The sequence below is a fragment of the Pedobacter heparinus DSM 2366 genome, from assembly GCF_000023825.1.
In the GTDB taxonomy this organism is placed as follows: Bacteria; Bacteroidota; Bacteroidia; order Sphingobacteriales; family Sphingobacteriaceae; genus Pedobacter; species Pedobacter heparinus.
On sequence record NC_013061.1, the window covers coordinates 1,176,246 to 1,191,045 of the forward strand.

Annotated in this window: 13 protein-coding genes; 11 read left to right on the plus strand and 2 right to left on the minus strand. The window is 40.5% G+C overall.

Features of this window, described 5'->3' with window-relative positions; genetic code table 11:
- Window positions 1-37 precede the first annotated feature (37 nt).
- From PHEP_RS05030 to PHEP_RS05050, 5 genes are all read left to right on the plus strand, one after another.
- Window positions 38-565: an OmpA family protein gene (locus PHEP_RS05030; RefSeq protein ID WP_012781169.1), complete on the plus strand. Its 528-nt coding sequence runs from the start codon at window positions 38-40 to the stop codon at window positions 563-565.
- A gap of 102 nt (window positions 566-667) precedes the next feature.
- Window positions 668-1,624: a tRNA modification radical SAM protein MnmL/YtqA gene (gene mnmL, locus PHEP_RS05035; protein WP_036675189.1), complete on the plus strand. Its 957-nt coding sequence runs from the start codon at window positions 668-670 to the stop codon at window positions 1,622-1,624.
- A gap of 438 nt (window positions 1,625-2,062) precedes the next feature.
- On the plus strand, window positions 2,063-3,424 hold the full coding sequence (locus PHEP_RS05040; protein WP_012781171.1) for an ammonium transporter: 1,362 nt from the start codon (window positions 2,063-2,065) through the stop codon (window positions 3,422-3,424).
- Window positions 3,425-3,470: 46 nt separating this feature from the next.
- Window positions 3,471-4,505: a porin gene (locus PHEP_RS05045; protein ID WP_012781172.1), complete on the plus strand. Its 1,035-nt coding sequence runs from the start codon at window positions 3,471-3,473 to the stop codon at window positions 4,503-4,505.
- Between the two features lie 75 nt (window positions 4,506-4,580).
- Entirely contained in the window at window positions 4,581-5,150 is a 570-nt protein-coding gene (locus PHEP_RS05050; RefSeq protein WP_012781173.1) for a DUF4468 domain-containing protein, read from the plus strand.
- On the opposite strand, the gene PHEP_RS05055 is transcribed toward PHEP_RS05050, so the two are convergent.
- A complete protein-coding gene (locus tag PHEP_RS05055; RefSeq protein WP_012781174.1) occupies window positions 5,151-5,624 on the minus strand; it encodes a ribonuclease H-like YkuK family protein in 474 nt (157 codons plus the stop codon). It abuts the gene before it with no gap.
- Between the two features lie 216 nt (window positions 5,625-5,840).
- On the opposite strand from PHEP_RS05055, the gene PHEP_RS05060 reads away from it, so the two are divergent.
- Genes PHEP_RS05060 through PHEP_RS05070 form a run of 3 tightly spaced genes read left to right on the plus strand, consistent with a single transcriptional unit; the run spans window position 5,841 to window position 7,646 of the window.
- Window positions 5,841-6,059, plus strand: coding sequence for a hypothetical protein (locus tag PHEP_RS05060; RefSeq protein ID WP_012781175.1), 219 nt, complete (start codon window positions 5,841-5,843; stop codon window positions 6,057-6,059).
- A 26-nt stretch (window positions 6,060-6,085) separates the two neighbouring features.
- Window positions 6,086-7,393 carry a DEAD/DEAH box helicase gene (locus tag PHEP_RS05065; RefSeq protein WP_012781176.1) on the plus strand — a complete coding sequence of 436 codons (1,308 nt, stop codon included), beginning with the start codon at window positions 6,086-6,088 and terminating at the stop codon, window positions 7,391-7,393.
- Between the two features lies 1 nt (window position 7,394).
- Window positions 7,395-7,646, plus strand: a complete 252-nt coding sequence (locus PHEP_RS05070; protein ID WP_012781177.1) for a DUF1456 family protein — start codon at window positions 7,395-7,397, stop codon at window positions 7,644-7,646.
- Here PHEP_RS05070 and PHEP_RS05075 read toward each other — a convergent pair.
- Window positions 7,643-8,458 carry a PAS domain S-box protein gene (locus PHEP_RS05075; protein WP_012781178.1) on the minus strand — a complete coding sequence of 272 codons (816 nt, stop codon included), beginning with the start codon at window positions 8,456-8,458 and terminating at the stop codon, window positions 7,643-7,645. The two genes, PHEP_RS05070 and PHEP_RS05075, sit on opposite strands and share 4 nt — an antisense overlap.
- 334 nt (window positions 8,459-8,792) lie before the next feature.
- On the opposite strand from PHEP_RS05075, the gene PHEP_RS05080 reads away from it, so the two are divergent.
- The 3 genes from PHEP_RS05080 to PHEP_RS05090 all read left to right on the plus strand — a co-directional run bounded on the left by PHEP_RS05080 (window position 8,793) and on the right by PHEP_RS05090 (window position 14,794).
- Window positions 8,793-9,818: a LacI family DNA-binding transcriptional regulator gene (locus PHEP_RS05080; RefSeq protein WP_012781179.1), complete on the plus strand. Its 1,026-nt coding sequence runs from the start codon at window positions 8,793-8,795 to the stop codon at window positions 9,816-9,818.
- Between the two features lie 200 nt (window positions 9,819-10,018).
- Window positions 10,019-13,000 carry a SusC/RagA family TonB-linked outer membrane protein gene (locus PHEP_RS05085; RefSeq protein WP_012781180.1) on the plus strand — a complete coding sequence of 994 codons (2,982 nt, stop codon included), beginning with the start codon at window positions 10,019-10,021 and terminating at the stop codon, window positions 12,998-13,000.
- A 21-nt stretch (window positions 13,001-13,021) separates the two neighbouring features.
- On the plus strand, window positions 13,022-14,794 hold the full coding sequence (locus tag PHEP_RS05090; protein ID WP_143715696.1) for a RagB/SusD family nutrient uptake outer membrane protein: 1,773 nt from the start codon (window positions 13,022-13,024) through the stop codon (window positions 14,792-14,794).
- Window positions 14,795-14,800 lie beyond the last annotated feature (6 nt).

Below are 14,800 nucleotides of genomic sequence, written 5' to 3' on the forward strand. Positions count from 1 at the left end.
ATATTTTTTATTATTAAGGACACAAACACAAAAACAAATGAAATTTTTAAGAACCAGTTTATTCTTGGCAGTCATCGGCTTGCTTGCGATCTCGGTACAGTCCTGCAAAACAAAAAAAGTTATTGCCAAACCTGTACCTGTTGAAAAGCCTGCGCCAGTTGTTGAAGAGAAAAAGCCTGAACCGGCTCCGGAACCAAAACCAGAGCCTGTCCCGGTAGAAGAAAAGCCAAATTACAATTTTAGTAATGTTCAGTTTGAATTTAATTCTGGAGTGTTGAAAACAGCTTCTTTTGAAGTACTTGATAGGATTGCAGCAGAAATGAAAAAAGATCCTGCAGTAAAGTTTGTTTTAAATGGCCACTCCTCTATTGAAGGTTCTGCTGCACACAATATGTCTTTGTCGGTAGACAGGGCAAATTCTGTAAAGCTTTACCTGGTTAACGCAGGGGTAAGTGCGGCTAACCTTTCTATAAAAGGATACGGTGCCACACAGCCGGTTGCCAGCAACAGCACGGAAGAAGGCAAGGCCCAGAACCGCAGGGTTGAATTTAAAAAACTAAATTAAAATAGTTCAACAACACATTGAAAGGGGAAGCGTTACAAAAGGTGTCCCCTTTCAGTTTATTTAAAATTAAAAGCCGTACTTTTGCAAAAAAAAAGAACAGCATTGGGAACTCCGGTAGATTTAGGTATAAAAGGATATAACAATTACGGTACGCACCTTAAAGAGAAATACAAAGGACAGCGGGTATTTAAAGTAATTGTTGACGGTGGCTTTACCTGTCCCAATCGGGATGGCAGTAAAGGCTATGGTGGTTGTACCTATTGTAATGTAGATTCTTTTACACCCGAACTTTCCCGTAAACTCCCTACCGTTCGCGAACAGCTGGAACAAGGCATGGAGCGCGGAAAGAATTTTTATAAAGCCGATAAGTTTATTGTTTATTTTCAGCCAAATACCAATACTTATGCACCTGTACATTATTTAAAGATGATGTACGATGAAGCGCTTTCTATAAATACTGCAGATGTGGTTGGGTTTTCTGTTGGTACAAGGCCGGATTGCATCGACGCTGAAAAAGTGGCCTTACTGGAAAGTTATGCTGACCGTTTTGATGTAGACCTGGAAATGGGTATGGAATCTATATATGATGAAACTTTAAACCAGATCAACCGGGGCTGCAGTCACGGAGAATTTGTAGCTGCTGTTAAATTACTTGAAAATTCTAAACTTGATCTTTGTGTACATACCATTTTTGGTTTTCCCTGGGAAACCGAAGAAATGATGTTGGGTTATATTCATGAAATTAACCGCTTTCCGCAAATTAAATTCGTAAAATTCCACCATCTTCACATTGTTGAAGGCTCAATAATGGGTGTTAAATATAAAAAACAACCCTTTAAGCTGTTTTCACTAGAAGAATATACCGATCTGTTGTGTAAGCTGATCCCTTTGCTGCGTCCGGACATAGTCATACAACGGTTATTTGGCATTTCCGACTGGGATTTATTGATTGCGCCCAATTGGGGCATGAATAAGTCTGCCATACAGACTTATATTGATAAAGAAATAGAAAAAAGAGGAGTTGTTCAGGGAAGTGCTTATTTTCCTGTTGCTATATAAGCCCTAACAACAATTAACTAATCCTACATTATCCTTTCTCCCCGCTGGCCATGCAAAGCATTGGTCAATATTGTCATTTACTTTCGTTTCACCTTCTGTTTTCTTGAAACCTTACACATGTTAGGTGTTTTTTATGGTTTTTCTGTTTTTGATTGATATTTTTCGATTTTAATTCTTATTTGTTGTGATTTTTATCTGTTTTCATGTGATTTTTATTTTTTTATCAAAAAATAACCATGTTTTGGTGTATAATATTAGGAATATATAAAAAATAACCTTTGAAATTATTATTTTGTTATGTTTTTAATTGATTTTTAATGAATATTACAACGTTTTCGTGGAAAATGTTTGATTTAAAATGCTAATTGTTGGAATTTATTACTAGTTTTATAAAAAAAATCAAATAACTAATAATTATAACTAGTAAAATCTAACATTATGGCAAAAGTTTTATTTAAACAGTGGGGCCCCTTTGCAGTTTTATTAATAATTGCAATTCTTGCTCTATTTATTCCCTTACTTCCTAATTTTGATGAGGGAAAATACAATGCAGCTGACGTTGCATTCGTATTGGTTGCTGCAGCATTGGTATTTTTGATGACTCCAGGCCTTGCTTTCTTTTACGGAGGAATGGTGCATCGTAAAAATGTGCTTTCAACTATGATCAAAAGTGTGGTTGCTGCCGGAGTAATTACTGTATTGTGGGTGGTTGTAGGCTTTAGTCTTGCATTTGGAGATTCGATTGGTGGCTTTATTGGTAACCCTTCTACCTATCTCTTTTTTCAGGGTGTAAATTCAGGTCCGGCATGGGGAACAATCCCACTCTCGCTTTTTGCTGTTTTCCAGTTGATGTTCGCCATCATAACTCCGGGTTTGGTTGTAGGGGCAGTAGCAGAACGTATCCGTTTTACATCTTACATCCTGTTTATTGTAATGTTTGCTTTGTTTGTGTATTCTCCACTGGCGCATTGGACATGGCATCCGGAAGGCATGCTGTTTAAAATGGGTGTGCTTGATTTTGCAGGTGGTACAGTTGTACACATCTCTGCAGGTATGGCAGCTTTAGCAGGCGCCCTGGTGTTAAAAAGAAGAAAAAGTCACCTGGAACATAAAGAAGTTCCACCAGCAAATATTCCATATGTACTGATCGGTACAGGTTTACTCTGGTTCGGATGGTTCGGTTTCAACGCTGGCTCTGCGCTGGGTGCAAATGCTTTGGCTGTTTCTGCTTTCTTAACTACAAATATCGCTGCTGGTGCTGCTGGTTTATCCTGGATGTTCTTTGATGTTTCCAGAGGTAAAAAACCTTCGGTATTGGGCTTCTGTATTGGTGCTGTTGTTGGTTTGGTAGCCATTACACCTGGTGCCGGCTTTGTGAGTATTCCTTCCAGTATTTTCATTGGTGTAATTGCTGCGGTAATCTCTAACCTGGTTGTTTCATGGAAGCAAAAAACCTCATTGGATGATACTTTGGATGTGTTCCCTTGTCATGGTGTAGGTGGTATTGTGGGCATGTTGTTAACTGGTGTGTTCGCTACCAAAACGGTAAATCCGGCAGGTGTGGACGGATTGCTTTATGGCAATGTTGAGTTCTTCTTTACGCAGCTTAAAGGTGCCGTTATTGTGATCATATTTAGTTTTGTAATGTCATTCATCATCTTCAAACTGATTAACCTGGTGCAGCCAATCCGTGTTACTTCAGAAGAAGAAGAAGAAGGTCTGGATGCCTCTCAACATAACGAAAAATATACTCAGGGCACATTGATTGTTGCCGGTCAGGAAGTCGAAAATACCTTTTAATCAAAATTTTTAACCATCTAAATTCTCAACCTCAAACCGAAAAATTATGAAATTAAAATCCGTATTCACCTTAGCCTTACTCAGCCTGGCCTCTGCTACTTTTGCGCAAGAGACCGCAGAAGCACCTTTGCAAATTTCAGGATCAGTAGATACCTATTTTAAGTATGACTTTGCAAAAGCACCAAATATCAAAACTTATTTTGCAAACGAGCAGAATTCGGTTTCGATAGGTATGATCGATCTGGCTTTAAAAAAAACCACAGGTAAGGCATCATTTGTTGGAGAACTGTCTTTTGGACCACGGGGACAGGCCCAGTCAATTTTGCCTAGTGGGGATGGTGAGTCATTTCACATTCAGAACCTGTATGTAAACTATGCTTTTACCGATAAGTTTACAATGACTGCTGGTTATATGGGCACATTTATTGGTTATGAAGTGATATCTCCGGTAGCCAATTTCAATTATTCAACCTCTTATCTTTTTGGTGCCGGCCCTTTTCAGAATGCTGGTATTAAAGGTACTTATGCGTTCTCTGATAAAGTTAGCCTGATGCTGGGCTTGTTTAATGACTGGAATGCCTATCAGGACCTAAATGGCGTATCTTCTGTAGGGGCACAGCTAATGGTTTCTCCTGTTAAAGGCTGGACAGCTTATATCAATGTATTGAACGGATATCACTCAGCAGGCGGCTATGGATCGGGAACCATTGTTGACCTGACCACGACTTATCAGGTAACAGACAAATTTAAATTAGGTTTAAATGCGGCCGACTATTCTGCATCTAATGATAATGGTGGTTATACGGGTGCGGCTTTGTACCCACAATATGCATTTACACCGGCCGTTTCCCTGGGTTTAAGGGGCGAGTATTTTAACCTCAAAGGTGTTGCAGGTGCTGCTGATGCAGGGATCATTTCAGGAACATTATCTGCAAATATCAAAGCAGGTGGTTTAACTTTTATTCCTGAAGTTCGTTTTGATAATGATAAAGATTATACGCAGTCTTTCTTTAAAAGCGATGGTATTACACCTACAAAGTCGGCTTCACAATTCTCGCTGGCTGCGGTTTACGCATTCTAGTCTCAATTACGTTTATCTTAGGCCACCGGTATTCATCCGGTGGCTTTTTTATATCTTTATGTTATGAAAGTTCTTATGCTGACAATTTTATTTTTTTTTACCGCTTTAGTTTTCGGACAGGAAAAGCCATTGGCTAATGACGACAGGGGGAAGCTGATCTATTACGAAGTGGTGGAGTCAAAGGGACAGTCGGGCGACATTTTGAACAGCAGGGCAGCTGCTTTTTTTAAAAAGTCGGCCAAATCATTGAAAGTGAGATCTGCCACTACAGATTCATTGATCCGGGCTTCCGGAAAAATGATCATCAATAAAACAGCATTGGTTTTAAGCCGTCCTTCCGGTGAGGTACTTTACAATTTTTATGCAGAAACAAAAGATGGTAAATATCGGTTTTGGTTAACGGATTTTAATTTTATCCCTTATCAAAGGGATCGTTATGGAAATTTCGTGCCCTCAACCACAGTAGAAACCCCACTTGAAAATAAACCGGGTAAGTTAAATGCAGCCGAGTGGAATGCCTATATAAAAGCCACAACTAAAGAGGTGAATGCGATAGCGTTACGTTTTAAGGAGGATATGGCAAATAAGGCCGTTGTTCTGCCTGCAGTTAAGGCTGCACCAGTTAACCCTAATAAAAAATGGTAATCAGTGTACCATTTTATCAGCACAGGTTGAACTGGCGAAAGCTTCAGGTTTTGCCTTGAAGATGAAGCCCATGCTTAAAATATAACCCATGGCCTCGTTCAATGCTTTGTTTGATTTAAACACCGGATTGGTGTTGATATCGGCATGCACCTCAAGGTCTACATTGTACAGGTCCAGGAGGTCGCAGATCGAATAAGCAGTTTCAATTGATTTCTGTACTTCAACCAGCATTCTTTCTTTAATGCTCATTTTTTGAGCGGTTTTTTCCTGATGGATATACATGAAGCCCCCATGATGCTCTCTTAGCAAGACAATTACTGTAGCGAAATCGGTAAGAGGGCCTTTAACCTGCGAATCTGTACCGATGCATACTTTAAGCCGGTAACCGTTGTCACTTTCTCTGATGATGGCGTTTTCTACTTCTTCCAAGATGGACGAGTGAATGATCTCGCCACTAAATTTCTTCCAGGTCATACGTTATGGTGTTACAGTTTAAACAACCCGTATTCAGGTTTCCTAAAAATAAGTTGATAAAATTAAAAACGTGTTAATTTGCTATTGTTTAATTGCTAACAATTATCTAGTTGTCAACACTTTATTGCTATATTGAAACCCTTTTAAACAAGGATTGTCATAATAAGATAGATAGGTCTGCGTTTTATAAGTGAACCATAACTAAATATAAGCATTATGAAGACAGAATTGTTAAATGAATTTTATCTGTTACAACAAAGCCGGGCTCCGATGGCTTATCAAGAAATAATGGAAGAAAGGGTTTATACACCGCTTGAGCGGGTAAATAATAAAATGACTACCTGGATTTCGGAAAGAGGGCATATGCTGATGAACCTTGATGTGCGATTAAACAGCTCATTAAAGCACCTTAGAAAGAAGTATCTGAAATTTTAATCCCTTAATTCCGCTATCTTTGCACCATGATGGTAAACAAGGTACTGGAACGGTTAAAGATTGACAGGCTGAATCAAATGCAGCTGGAAACCCTGGCTGCAAGTAAAAAAGGGCAAGATGTACTGTTGCTTGCGCCTACAGGATCTGGTAAAACCCTAGGCTTTTTACTGCCCTTGTTAAATAATTTAGACCCAGCTATAGTAGGTGTACAGGCTTTAGTGCTTGTGCCTTCCCGTGAACTGGCTTTGCAGATAGAAATGGTATTCAGGCAAATGGGTACAGGCTTTAAAGTAAACTGCTGCTATGGTGGCCATCCTGTTAAAACAGAGCGGAACAATTTTGAACAGCCCCCTGCCGTACTTATTGGTACACCTGGAAGGATTGCCTATCATCTCCGTCACGAGAATTTTGACGAATCCGGAATTACAACACTGGTTTTGGATGAATTTGATAAGGCCCTGGAGTTTGGCTTTCAGGAGGACATGTCCTATATCATACGGAAATTACTTTCCTTAAAACAACGTTTATTGACCTCGGCAACTTCGATGGAGGAAATACCAGGTTTTACCGGGATTGATCAGCCTGTTGAGGTCAATTTTTTAAAGGATGTTGCAGCAGCACCCGATCTGGAGCTGAAAAAGGTAAATACTACAGCTGCCGATAAACTGGATACCCTGTTAAGGCTGATCTGTAAGATCGGTGATAAAAGAACATTGATCTTTTGTAACCACAGAGAAACGGTAGACCGGATCAGCGACCTGCTGATCGATCAGGATCTGGCACACGATATTTTTCATGGTGGTATGGAGCAGGATGAGCGGGAACGTGCATTACTGAAATTCAGGAATGGGAGCATTAAAATCCTGATCACTACAGATCTGGCTTCACGGGGGTTAGATATTCCCGAAGTAGAATGTATCATCCATTACCAGCTGCCTTATACAGAGGATGCATTTTTGCACCGTAATGGGCGTACAGCCCGTATGAATGCAAAGGGAACGGCTTACCTGGTCATAGCAGAGGACGAAAAATATCCTTTTCTGAAAACTGACATCAAAACAGAGGAACTCAAAGGTAATTTTCAGCTTCCTAAAGACAGTGAGTGGCAAACCCTTTATATTGCTGCAGGCAAAAAAGATAAGGTGAACAAGATAGATATTGTTGGCCTGTTGCTAAAAAAAGGGGGGCTGCAGAAGGACGAGGTGGGTTTGATAGAGGTGAAAGACCAGGTATCTTATGTTGCTGTAAAACGCAGTCTGGTTAACCCTGTGTTAAGGGCGCTGGCAAACGAAAAAATAAAGAATAAAAAGGTAAAGATTGAAATAGCAATGTAATATGAGTAATAACGATATTTTTAAAAAGCTGCGCGTGGCGCTGGCGCTTACCAACGATGACATCATTAAAATAATGGAGCTGGTAAATTTTAAGGTAGGTAAAAGTGAGCTGGGGGATATTTTCAGGAACAATGACCATCCTAATTTTAAACCTTGCGGGGATCAGATCCTTCGTAATTTTTTAAATGGCCTTGTGATCTATAAACGAGGACCGAGGCCACCCAAGCAGGAGCAGGAGAAAACGAAAGCTTAAAATTTTCTGTCGAGTTCCTTGGCGTGCAGATTGATCTTTTTTACTATAATATCCAGTTCGCTGGCCGAAACACTCAGCAGGTCTACCAGTCTGGGGTCCAAAGGCTCCATAGGGTCGCATGTTTTTATCAGTTCCGCCAATCCCAAAATATTGCTGACAGGCTTTCTGATCTCGTGAGAATTGGTCCAGGCTATTTCACGTAACCTTTTTTCATTCCTGATGTTCTGGTCAATATCTATGGCAATAACCGCGTAGGCCTCTTGAGCCTGGAATTTCACAGAGTGGTGGGAGATGAGTACATAAAATAAGTCCCCATTTTTTTTCTGATGTAACCAGATGCCCGTGTCATGTCCTTCATCATGGGCTGAATACAAATAGTCTTTTAACTTTTTACGCTCCACTTCGGGCCGTATATCCAGGGCCGACATTTTGAGCAGCTCTTCACGGCTGTATCCATATTTTCTCACCATCACGTCGTTTACAGCCAAAAACCTGAATCCGGATTTCTCCATAACATATACAGCGCCCGGTGAGCCTTCAAATAATTTATAATAATTGTCTTCAATGGTTGAGAGATCTTTATAATGTATGCCAAGTAATATATATAATGCCACTGCAGTAATCAGGATGAACAAGATATACTTATAATGGTGCAGAAAGCGAAAATCTGTTTCCGGATGCTTGCTGTCGAAAACATTGATCAATACGCTTGCTACAAACAGTAAGGTAAAACCAATCAGCAGGTAGAGCAGGACAATCTTTTTTTTAATACGGATATGATTAGCTAAAAGAGGTTGAGTGCGGGTTTTCATAGGTTAAGGATGTATGCTTAAAAATAGTGAAATAACATGAATGTGGTGATAAAAATCTCAAGTATATATTACCTTTCATCAGATTGTTAATGCAAACGTTTGCAGTTTGCGATGTTTTAGACTTCCTTTTATTTTTAATCTATCTTCTTGTTAATGATGAAATCTGAAATTGAAAAAAAATATTCATGAAAACTTTGTTTTTATATTATTAATATATTGGTAATTAAATGATTATGATTTTTTTTGGATGGATAGCTCAAGAATCTGTTATTTAAGTAGGATAAAATTCATTAAAAAATCACTTAATTTGCAAACGTTTGCATATACTATGAAAATGAAACAACAGCAGGTAACAATTAAAGATATAGCTTTGGAAGTAGGAATGTCGACTTCTACTGTCTCCAGGGCCCTTAGTGATCATGAGCATATTAGTGAAGAGACTAAAGCAAGAGTTAATGAGGCCGTACAAAAGCTTGGTTACCGGTATAACGCACTGGCAGCTGCTTTAAGGAACAGCAAATCCAATACCATTGGTTTGATAGTACCCAGGATTTCCATGTTTTTTCAGGCTGCTGTTATTACTGCAATTCAGAATACCCTTCATAAATATGGTTACAGTGTAATTATCTGTCAGTCTAATGAAGATCCTGAACAGGAAAAGAAGCTGGTTAGTTTGTTGCATGCTTCAAGAGTAGAAGGAATAATCGTATCCTGTAGTATAAAGACTGAAGATTTTTCACATTTTGACGATTCGGTAGGGAGTGAAATCCCGATCATTTTTTATGATCGTGTACCTAACAATTATCCTGCTCATAAGATAAAAGGGGACGAGTATCATGGGGCTTATCTATCAACAGTGCACCTGATAGAGCAGGGTTGCAAACATATCGCGCACATCGGAGGGCCACTTTCCTGTAACCAGTACCAGGAACGCTTTGATGGTTATAAGGATGCTTTAAAAAAGCATAATATGCCATTTGATAGTTCTATGACGTTTTTTCATGAGTTGAACAAAGAGAATGCAATGAATACCTGTGACTTGATATTTAAGCGAGACCAGGTTCCGGATGGTATATTTGCAAGTAATGATACCACGGCGCTTGCCATCATAGAATTTGCTAAAAAAAATAACCTGGCCATACCTGGAGCATTGAAAATTGTCGGTTATTCCAATGACAACCGGACTGATATATCTTATCCGACAGTAACTTCGGTAGAACAGTTTCCTCATGAAATGGGAGAACAGGCTGCCAACCTGATGATGGACCTTATCCAGAAAAGAGTGAACCCTGGCCGGAGTTTCATTTCTTTAACTACTCCAGTTGAATTGGTGAAAAGGGCTTCCAGTGCTGTAAAATAAGCATTTTGATGTCTATTTTATAGCTTTATTCAAGTATTTTCTTAAATGCTACTGTATCTTTTTTTAAAATTTAATGCTTAAATATTTTGGTTTCTAATAAATAATGTATAAATATGCATACTGCAATCGTTTGCAGTCGTAACCATTTCTAACCAAAATGGTCGTTAACAACCAAGTATAAATTAAACTAACCGGGCATCATGAAATTTGGATTATTACCTAAAATTCTACTTATTGTCAAATATGGCTATGTTTTGCTGCTTATTTATGGCAGTTTGGCTATAATTGGACACACCGAAGCTTTCTGTCAGAAGCATGAAGGCATTACCATCAATGGGAAAGTTTCCGATGAAAAGGGTGAGACTTTACCCGGAGTAACGGTAAAAGTAAAAGGAACAGCCGTTGGCACAACAACAGATGCGGATGGAAATTATACCGTTAAGGCCCCAAAAGGGGCCATGCTTACTTTCAAAAGCATTGGCTACCTACTGAAAGAGATTGAAGTGAAAGACCAGGTCGGGATCAATGTGGTTTTACAAACTGATACTAAAACATTAGAGGAACTCATCGTAGTTGGTTACGGAACCCAGAAGAAAAGTGATGTAACAGGTGCTGTAGCATCCATCTCTAAAGAAAGATTAGACAACATGGTAAGAACAGATGTGGTACAGCTGATACAGGGGGCAGCAGCCGGACTAAATGTGTCTACTACTGCAGCCGGGGCAGATCCTGAAAGTGGTGCTGTGCTGTTGATCCGTGGCCGTAAATCTATCAGTGCCAGTAACGATCCATTGATCATTCTTGACGGGATCCCTTATAATGGCATCTTATCTGATATCAATTCCAATGATATTGAAAGCCTGGATATTTTAAAAGATGCTTCTGCAGTTGCAATTTATGGTTCCAGGGCTTCAAATGGTGTAATTCTGATCCAAACGAAACAAGGTACCAAAGGAAAGGCAGCCATTAAATATGATTTTTTGTACGGGTTACAGAATGTGGCCAATTTCCCACACCTGATGAACGGTCAGGAGTATTACGATTTTAAAAAGGGAGTTACCAATCCTGATGATGATACCGAAGCTGCAATTACCCCATCAGAACTGGAAGTATACAATTCAGGTTCCTACAATTCATTTACCTGGAAAGACCTGATCCTGAGAAGGGGGAACAGTCAGCAGCATAATCTATCTGTATCTGGCGGTGCGGAAAAAACGACTTACAATGTAAGTATGTCTTACCTGGGTACAAAGGGTATTGTCATTAATGACCAGTACAAACGCATCAATACCAGGATAAATGTTACTTCAAATATCAAAAGCTGGTTAACACTGGGCAGCAGCAGTATGGCTGGGTATATCAACAACAGCGGAGCCAAGCCCTCGTTTATCGACCTGTTTAATAAATCGCCTCTGGCGGTCCCTTTCAACCCTGACGGTTCTGTAAACATTACACCGATTGCCGATGACCCAAGGAAGATCAATCCGATTGAAAACCTTTTGTATGACGATTTAAAAAGGAAGTATTCCGTTTCCAGCAATAACTACTTAAATGTTAACCTTCCTTTTGTAAAGGGACTTTCTTACCGGCTGAATACAGGTGTGCAGTATGAATCAGCTGAGAAAAACTGGTACCAGGGCACCAATACAGGTAAAAGCGGAGCCCTGAAAGGGGAGAGTGAAACCAATTTGGGGGTTAAATATTCTTATACCATTGAAAGTATCTTTTCCTACAAAAGAGATATCGGAAAACACAATATTTTCCTTACCGGCCTGTTAAGTGTTGAAGAAAAGGAAAATAAGAACAGCATTTTAAACGGACAGGGTTTTGCCAACGACTTTTTATCTTATTACGGCATTACACAGGCCAGCAAAATTGTTCCTTCCTATAACTATTTTAAAACTAACCTCTTGTCGCAGATGTTCAGGGCAAATTATGCTTACGACAACAGGTACCTGTTCACGTTTACCGTGCGCAGGGATGGCTTCTCGGGTTTTGGTGCAAACAGAAAATACGGAGTTTTCCCTTCAGTGGCCCTGGGCTGGAATATTGCCAATGAAAAATTCCTCAGTGGCGTGAAAGAAACGCTTAGTACATTGAAACTGCGTGCATCTTACGGCCTTAGCGGAAACCAGGCCATTAGTCCTTATCAAACCCTTTCGCAGCTTACTGAAGGTGATTATATTGACGGAACAGTACCTGCACCCGGTTACATTCCTTCCACGCTGGGAACTGCCGGCCTGGGCTGGGAATCTACACGGGCATTTAATATTGGTTTAGATTTTGGCCTGTTTAATTCCAGAATTACCGGTGATGTTAATGTGTATAAAAATAAAACGAATGATTTGCTCCTTAAACGTGCTATTTCTGCAGTACACGGGGTAAACAGTGTATTTCAGAATATTGGTAAAACCATCAATGAAGGGATAGAGGTCAGCATTAACAGCAGGAACATTACCAAATCTAAATTCACCTGGGACTCAAACATTAACTTCTCATTCATCAATACAGAAATATTGGATCTATACGGGGACGGGAAAAATGACATTGCCAATAACTGGTTTTTAGGAGAGCAGATCAAGGTAAATTACGATTACAGATTTATTGGGGTCTGGCAGGAAGAAGATACGGAGCTGGCAGCTAAATATGGTGCAAAACCCGGATATGCAAGGTATGAGGATCTAAATAATAATGGAGTTTATGATCCTGACGACCGTCAGCTCATCGGTTCGCCAGAGCCTAACTTTACCTGGGGCCTTACCAATAATTTCAAGTATAAAAACTTCGGTTTATCGGTATTTATGTACGGTAAGATGGGCACACTGAAGGCCAACCCCTATAAAGACAGAAATTATTTAATTGCCAGGACCTACTGGACACCGGAGAACAGAAATAATGAGTTCTGGGCCAATTCCAGTCAGGCTAACCGTTATCTGGGAAAAGGGATAACACCTAGTGTCTACGACAATGCAGATTTTATCAGAATTAAAGATATCACGCTAAGTTATTCCTTTGCACCAAAATTACTTTCAACAGCAGGCCTGAACAGGCTTAATGTATTTTTTAGTGGGAAAAACCTCTTCACCATCACAAAATGGGGCGCGCTCGATCCGGAGCTGGATGCGCAACGGGCTATCCCTTTACAGCGCGAATATATCATGGGTTTAAATCTTAGTTTCTAATAAATATAAATGTTAAAAGACATGAAAAAGATTAAGAACGTTTTTGTTGCCATTGTATCGGTAACCTGTTTAATAAGCTGCTCAAAGGAACGGCTGGTAGAAAGTCCGCCAAACTTTATAACTGCCGATGTATTATATACCACTGTTGAAGGTTTTGATGCCGGCCTTAATGGCTTATATGCGTCGGTAAGGGATGAAAGAAATGGATTGAATTATACCAGCGGATTTGGCACCATAGATCTGAGGGCAGCCATCATGATTACCGGTACAGATAATATTGGTGCCGGAAGTAATACCGGGGGATTGTCGACCATTACTGCCGACTGGACCAAAAATACGCCGGCCGACCCCAATATTGACAAATTGTTTTTATGGTTGTATAAAGTAGTGAGTGCGGCCAATACCATCATTACCAGAGCAGAAAATCCGGTGATAAAATGGGGTGCCGGTAATAAAGAAAGGGTATTGGGCGAAGCCAGGACGGTAAGGGCCTGGGCATACCGTCACCTTACCTACTTATGGGGCGATGTACCTTTATTAACGGAAGAGGTATCAGGCGAGAATATCAGAACAGACCTTGTACGTGAAAAAGTAGCTACCATCAGAAGGGTGATGATTGAAGATTTTAAATATGGAGCCGAAAACCTTCCCTGGTCGCCCACCAAAGCAGGCCGCTTAACCAGGGGAGTGGCGCAAACCTACCTTTCAGAAATCTACCTTGCTGTGGGAAAACCGGATTCTGCATTGTTCTGGGCAAATGAATGTATCACCAAAGGACCTTATAGTTTGGTTAAGACCAGGTATGGTGCTGGTTCCGACCAGCCTGGTGTAGCTTTTATGGATATGTTCAATCCGGGCAAAACAAATATTTCAGATGGAAATACGGAAGCCCTTTGGGTAATGCAGTGGGAAAGGAACGCGATTGGGGGAGGTGAGAACCTGATGCGCCATGAAACAACAATGAGGTATCCGAATGCGAGGTATGTGAACCGTGTAGGTTTTCTTACGGCAACAGATGCCCGCGGTGGCCGGGGCTGGAGCCGTCAGACCATTACCAAACAGGCTTTATTGTGGTACACCGCTTCGAGTGACGTTCCGGCAGGTAAGGTTGACCAGAGAAGTTCTGAATTTGCACTGCGTAAATATTTTATCCTGGGGGCCGATGATAATTTTGCAGGTCTGACCAATACGGCGACCAAAGCACCATGGAAATTAGGGGATACCGTATGGCTGGCAACCGGGATATCAAGAAGTATAATTGCTGATCCTGGTATGAAATCTAAAAGTGGTGCGGTTAATTTTTCCTTACTGCCGGATGGTACTGCCAATAACAACGACTGGCCATACAGTTTGAAATTTGCTTATAATGATGCCGGCTTTGCCAATACAACAGAGTCTCACCAGGACCAGATCTATATGCGTCTGGCAGAGACCATTTTGTTAAGGGCAGAGGCTAAAGGCCGTTTGGGTAACTTACCTGGAGCTGCAGATGACATTAACCTGCTGCGTGACCGTGCGAATGCCAAACGGGTTATTGTGTCCAACTTTGGTGCAACATTAACTACTTTCCTGGATTATATCCTGGACGAGCGCTCCCGGGAATTGCTGGTGGAAGAACACCGCAGGTATACCTTATTGCGTATGGGTGGGGCCAGTTTTTTCTACAGGAGAACCAATACCTTCAATACCATCAGTAAAAACCTTGCACTAAGGGATACATTGTTGCCTATTCCGCAATCGGTAATTGATGCAAACCTGACTTTAAAAATGCCTCAAAATCCTGGATTTAACTAAATATCA

Coding starts and splice junctions, on each gene's coding strand:
- PHEP_RS05085 (WP_012781180.1), top strand. CDS start 10,019: ATGAAATTTGGATTATTACCTAAAATTCTACTTATTGTCAAATATGGC.
- PHEP_RS05080 (WP_012781179.1), top strand. CDS start 8,793: ATGAAACAACAGCAGGTAACAATTAAAGATATAGCTTTGGAAGTAGGA.
- PHEP_RS05055 (WP_012781174.1), bottom strand. CDS start 5,624: ATGACCTGGAAGAAATTTAGTGGCGAGATCATTCACTCGTCCATCTTG.
- PHEP_RS05075 (WP_012781178.1), bottom strand. CDS start 8,458: ATGAAAACCCGCACTCAACCTCTTTTAGCTAATCATATCCGTATTAAA.
- PHEP_RS05040 (WP_012781171.1), top strand. CDS start 2,063: ATGGCAAAAGTTTTATTTAAACAGTGGGGCCCCTTTGCAGTTTTATTA.
- PHEP_RS05090 (WP_143715696.1), top strand. CDS start 13,022: ATGAAAAAGATTAAGAACGTTTTTGTTGCCATTGTATCGGTAACCTGT.
- PHEP_RS05030 (WP_012781169.1), top strand. CDS start 38: ATGAAATTTTTAAGAACCAGTTTATTCTTGGCAGTCATCGGCTTGCTT.
- PHEP_RS05045 (WP_012781172.1), top strand. CDS start 3,471: ATGAAATTAAAATCCGTATTCACCTTAGCCTTACTCAGCCTGGCCTCT.
- PHEP_RS05050 (WP_012781173.1), top strand. CDS start 4,581: ATGCTGACAATTTTATTTTTTTTTACCGCTTTAGTTTTCGGACAGGAA.
- PHEP_RS05070 (WP_012781177.1), top strand. CDS start 7,395: ATGAGTAATAACGATATTTTTAAAAAGCTGCGCGTGGCGCTGGCGCTT.
- PHEP_RS05065 (WP_012781176.1), top strand. CDS start 6,086: ATGATGGTAAACAAGGTACTGGAACGGTTAAAGATTGACAGGCTGAAT.
- PHEP_RS05060 (WP_012781175.1), top strand. CDS start 5,841: ATGAAGACAGAATTGTTAAATGAATTTTATCTGTTACAACAAAGCCGG.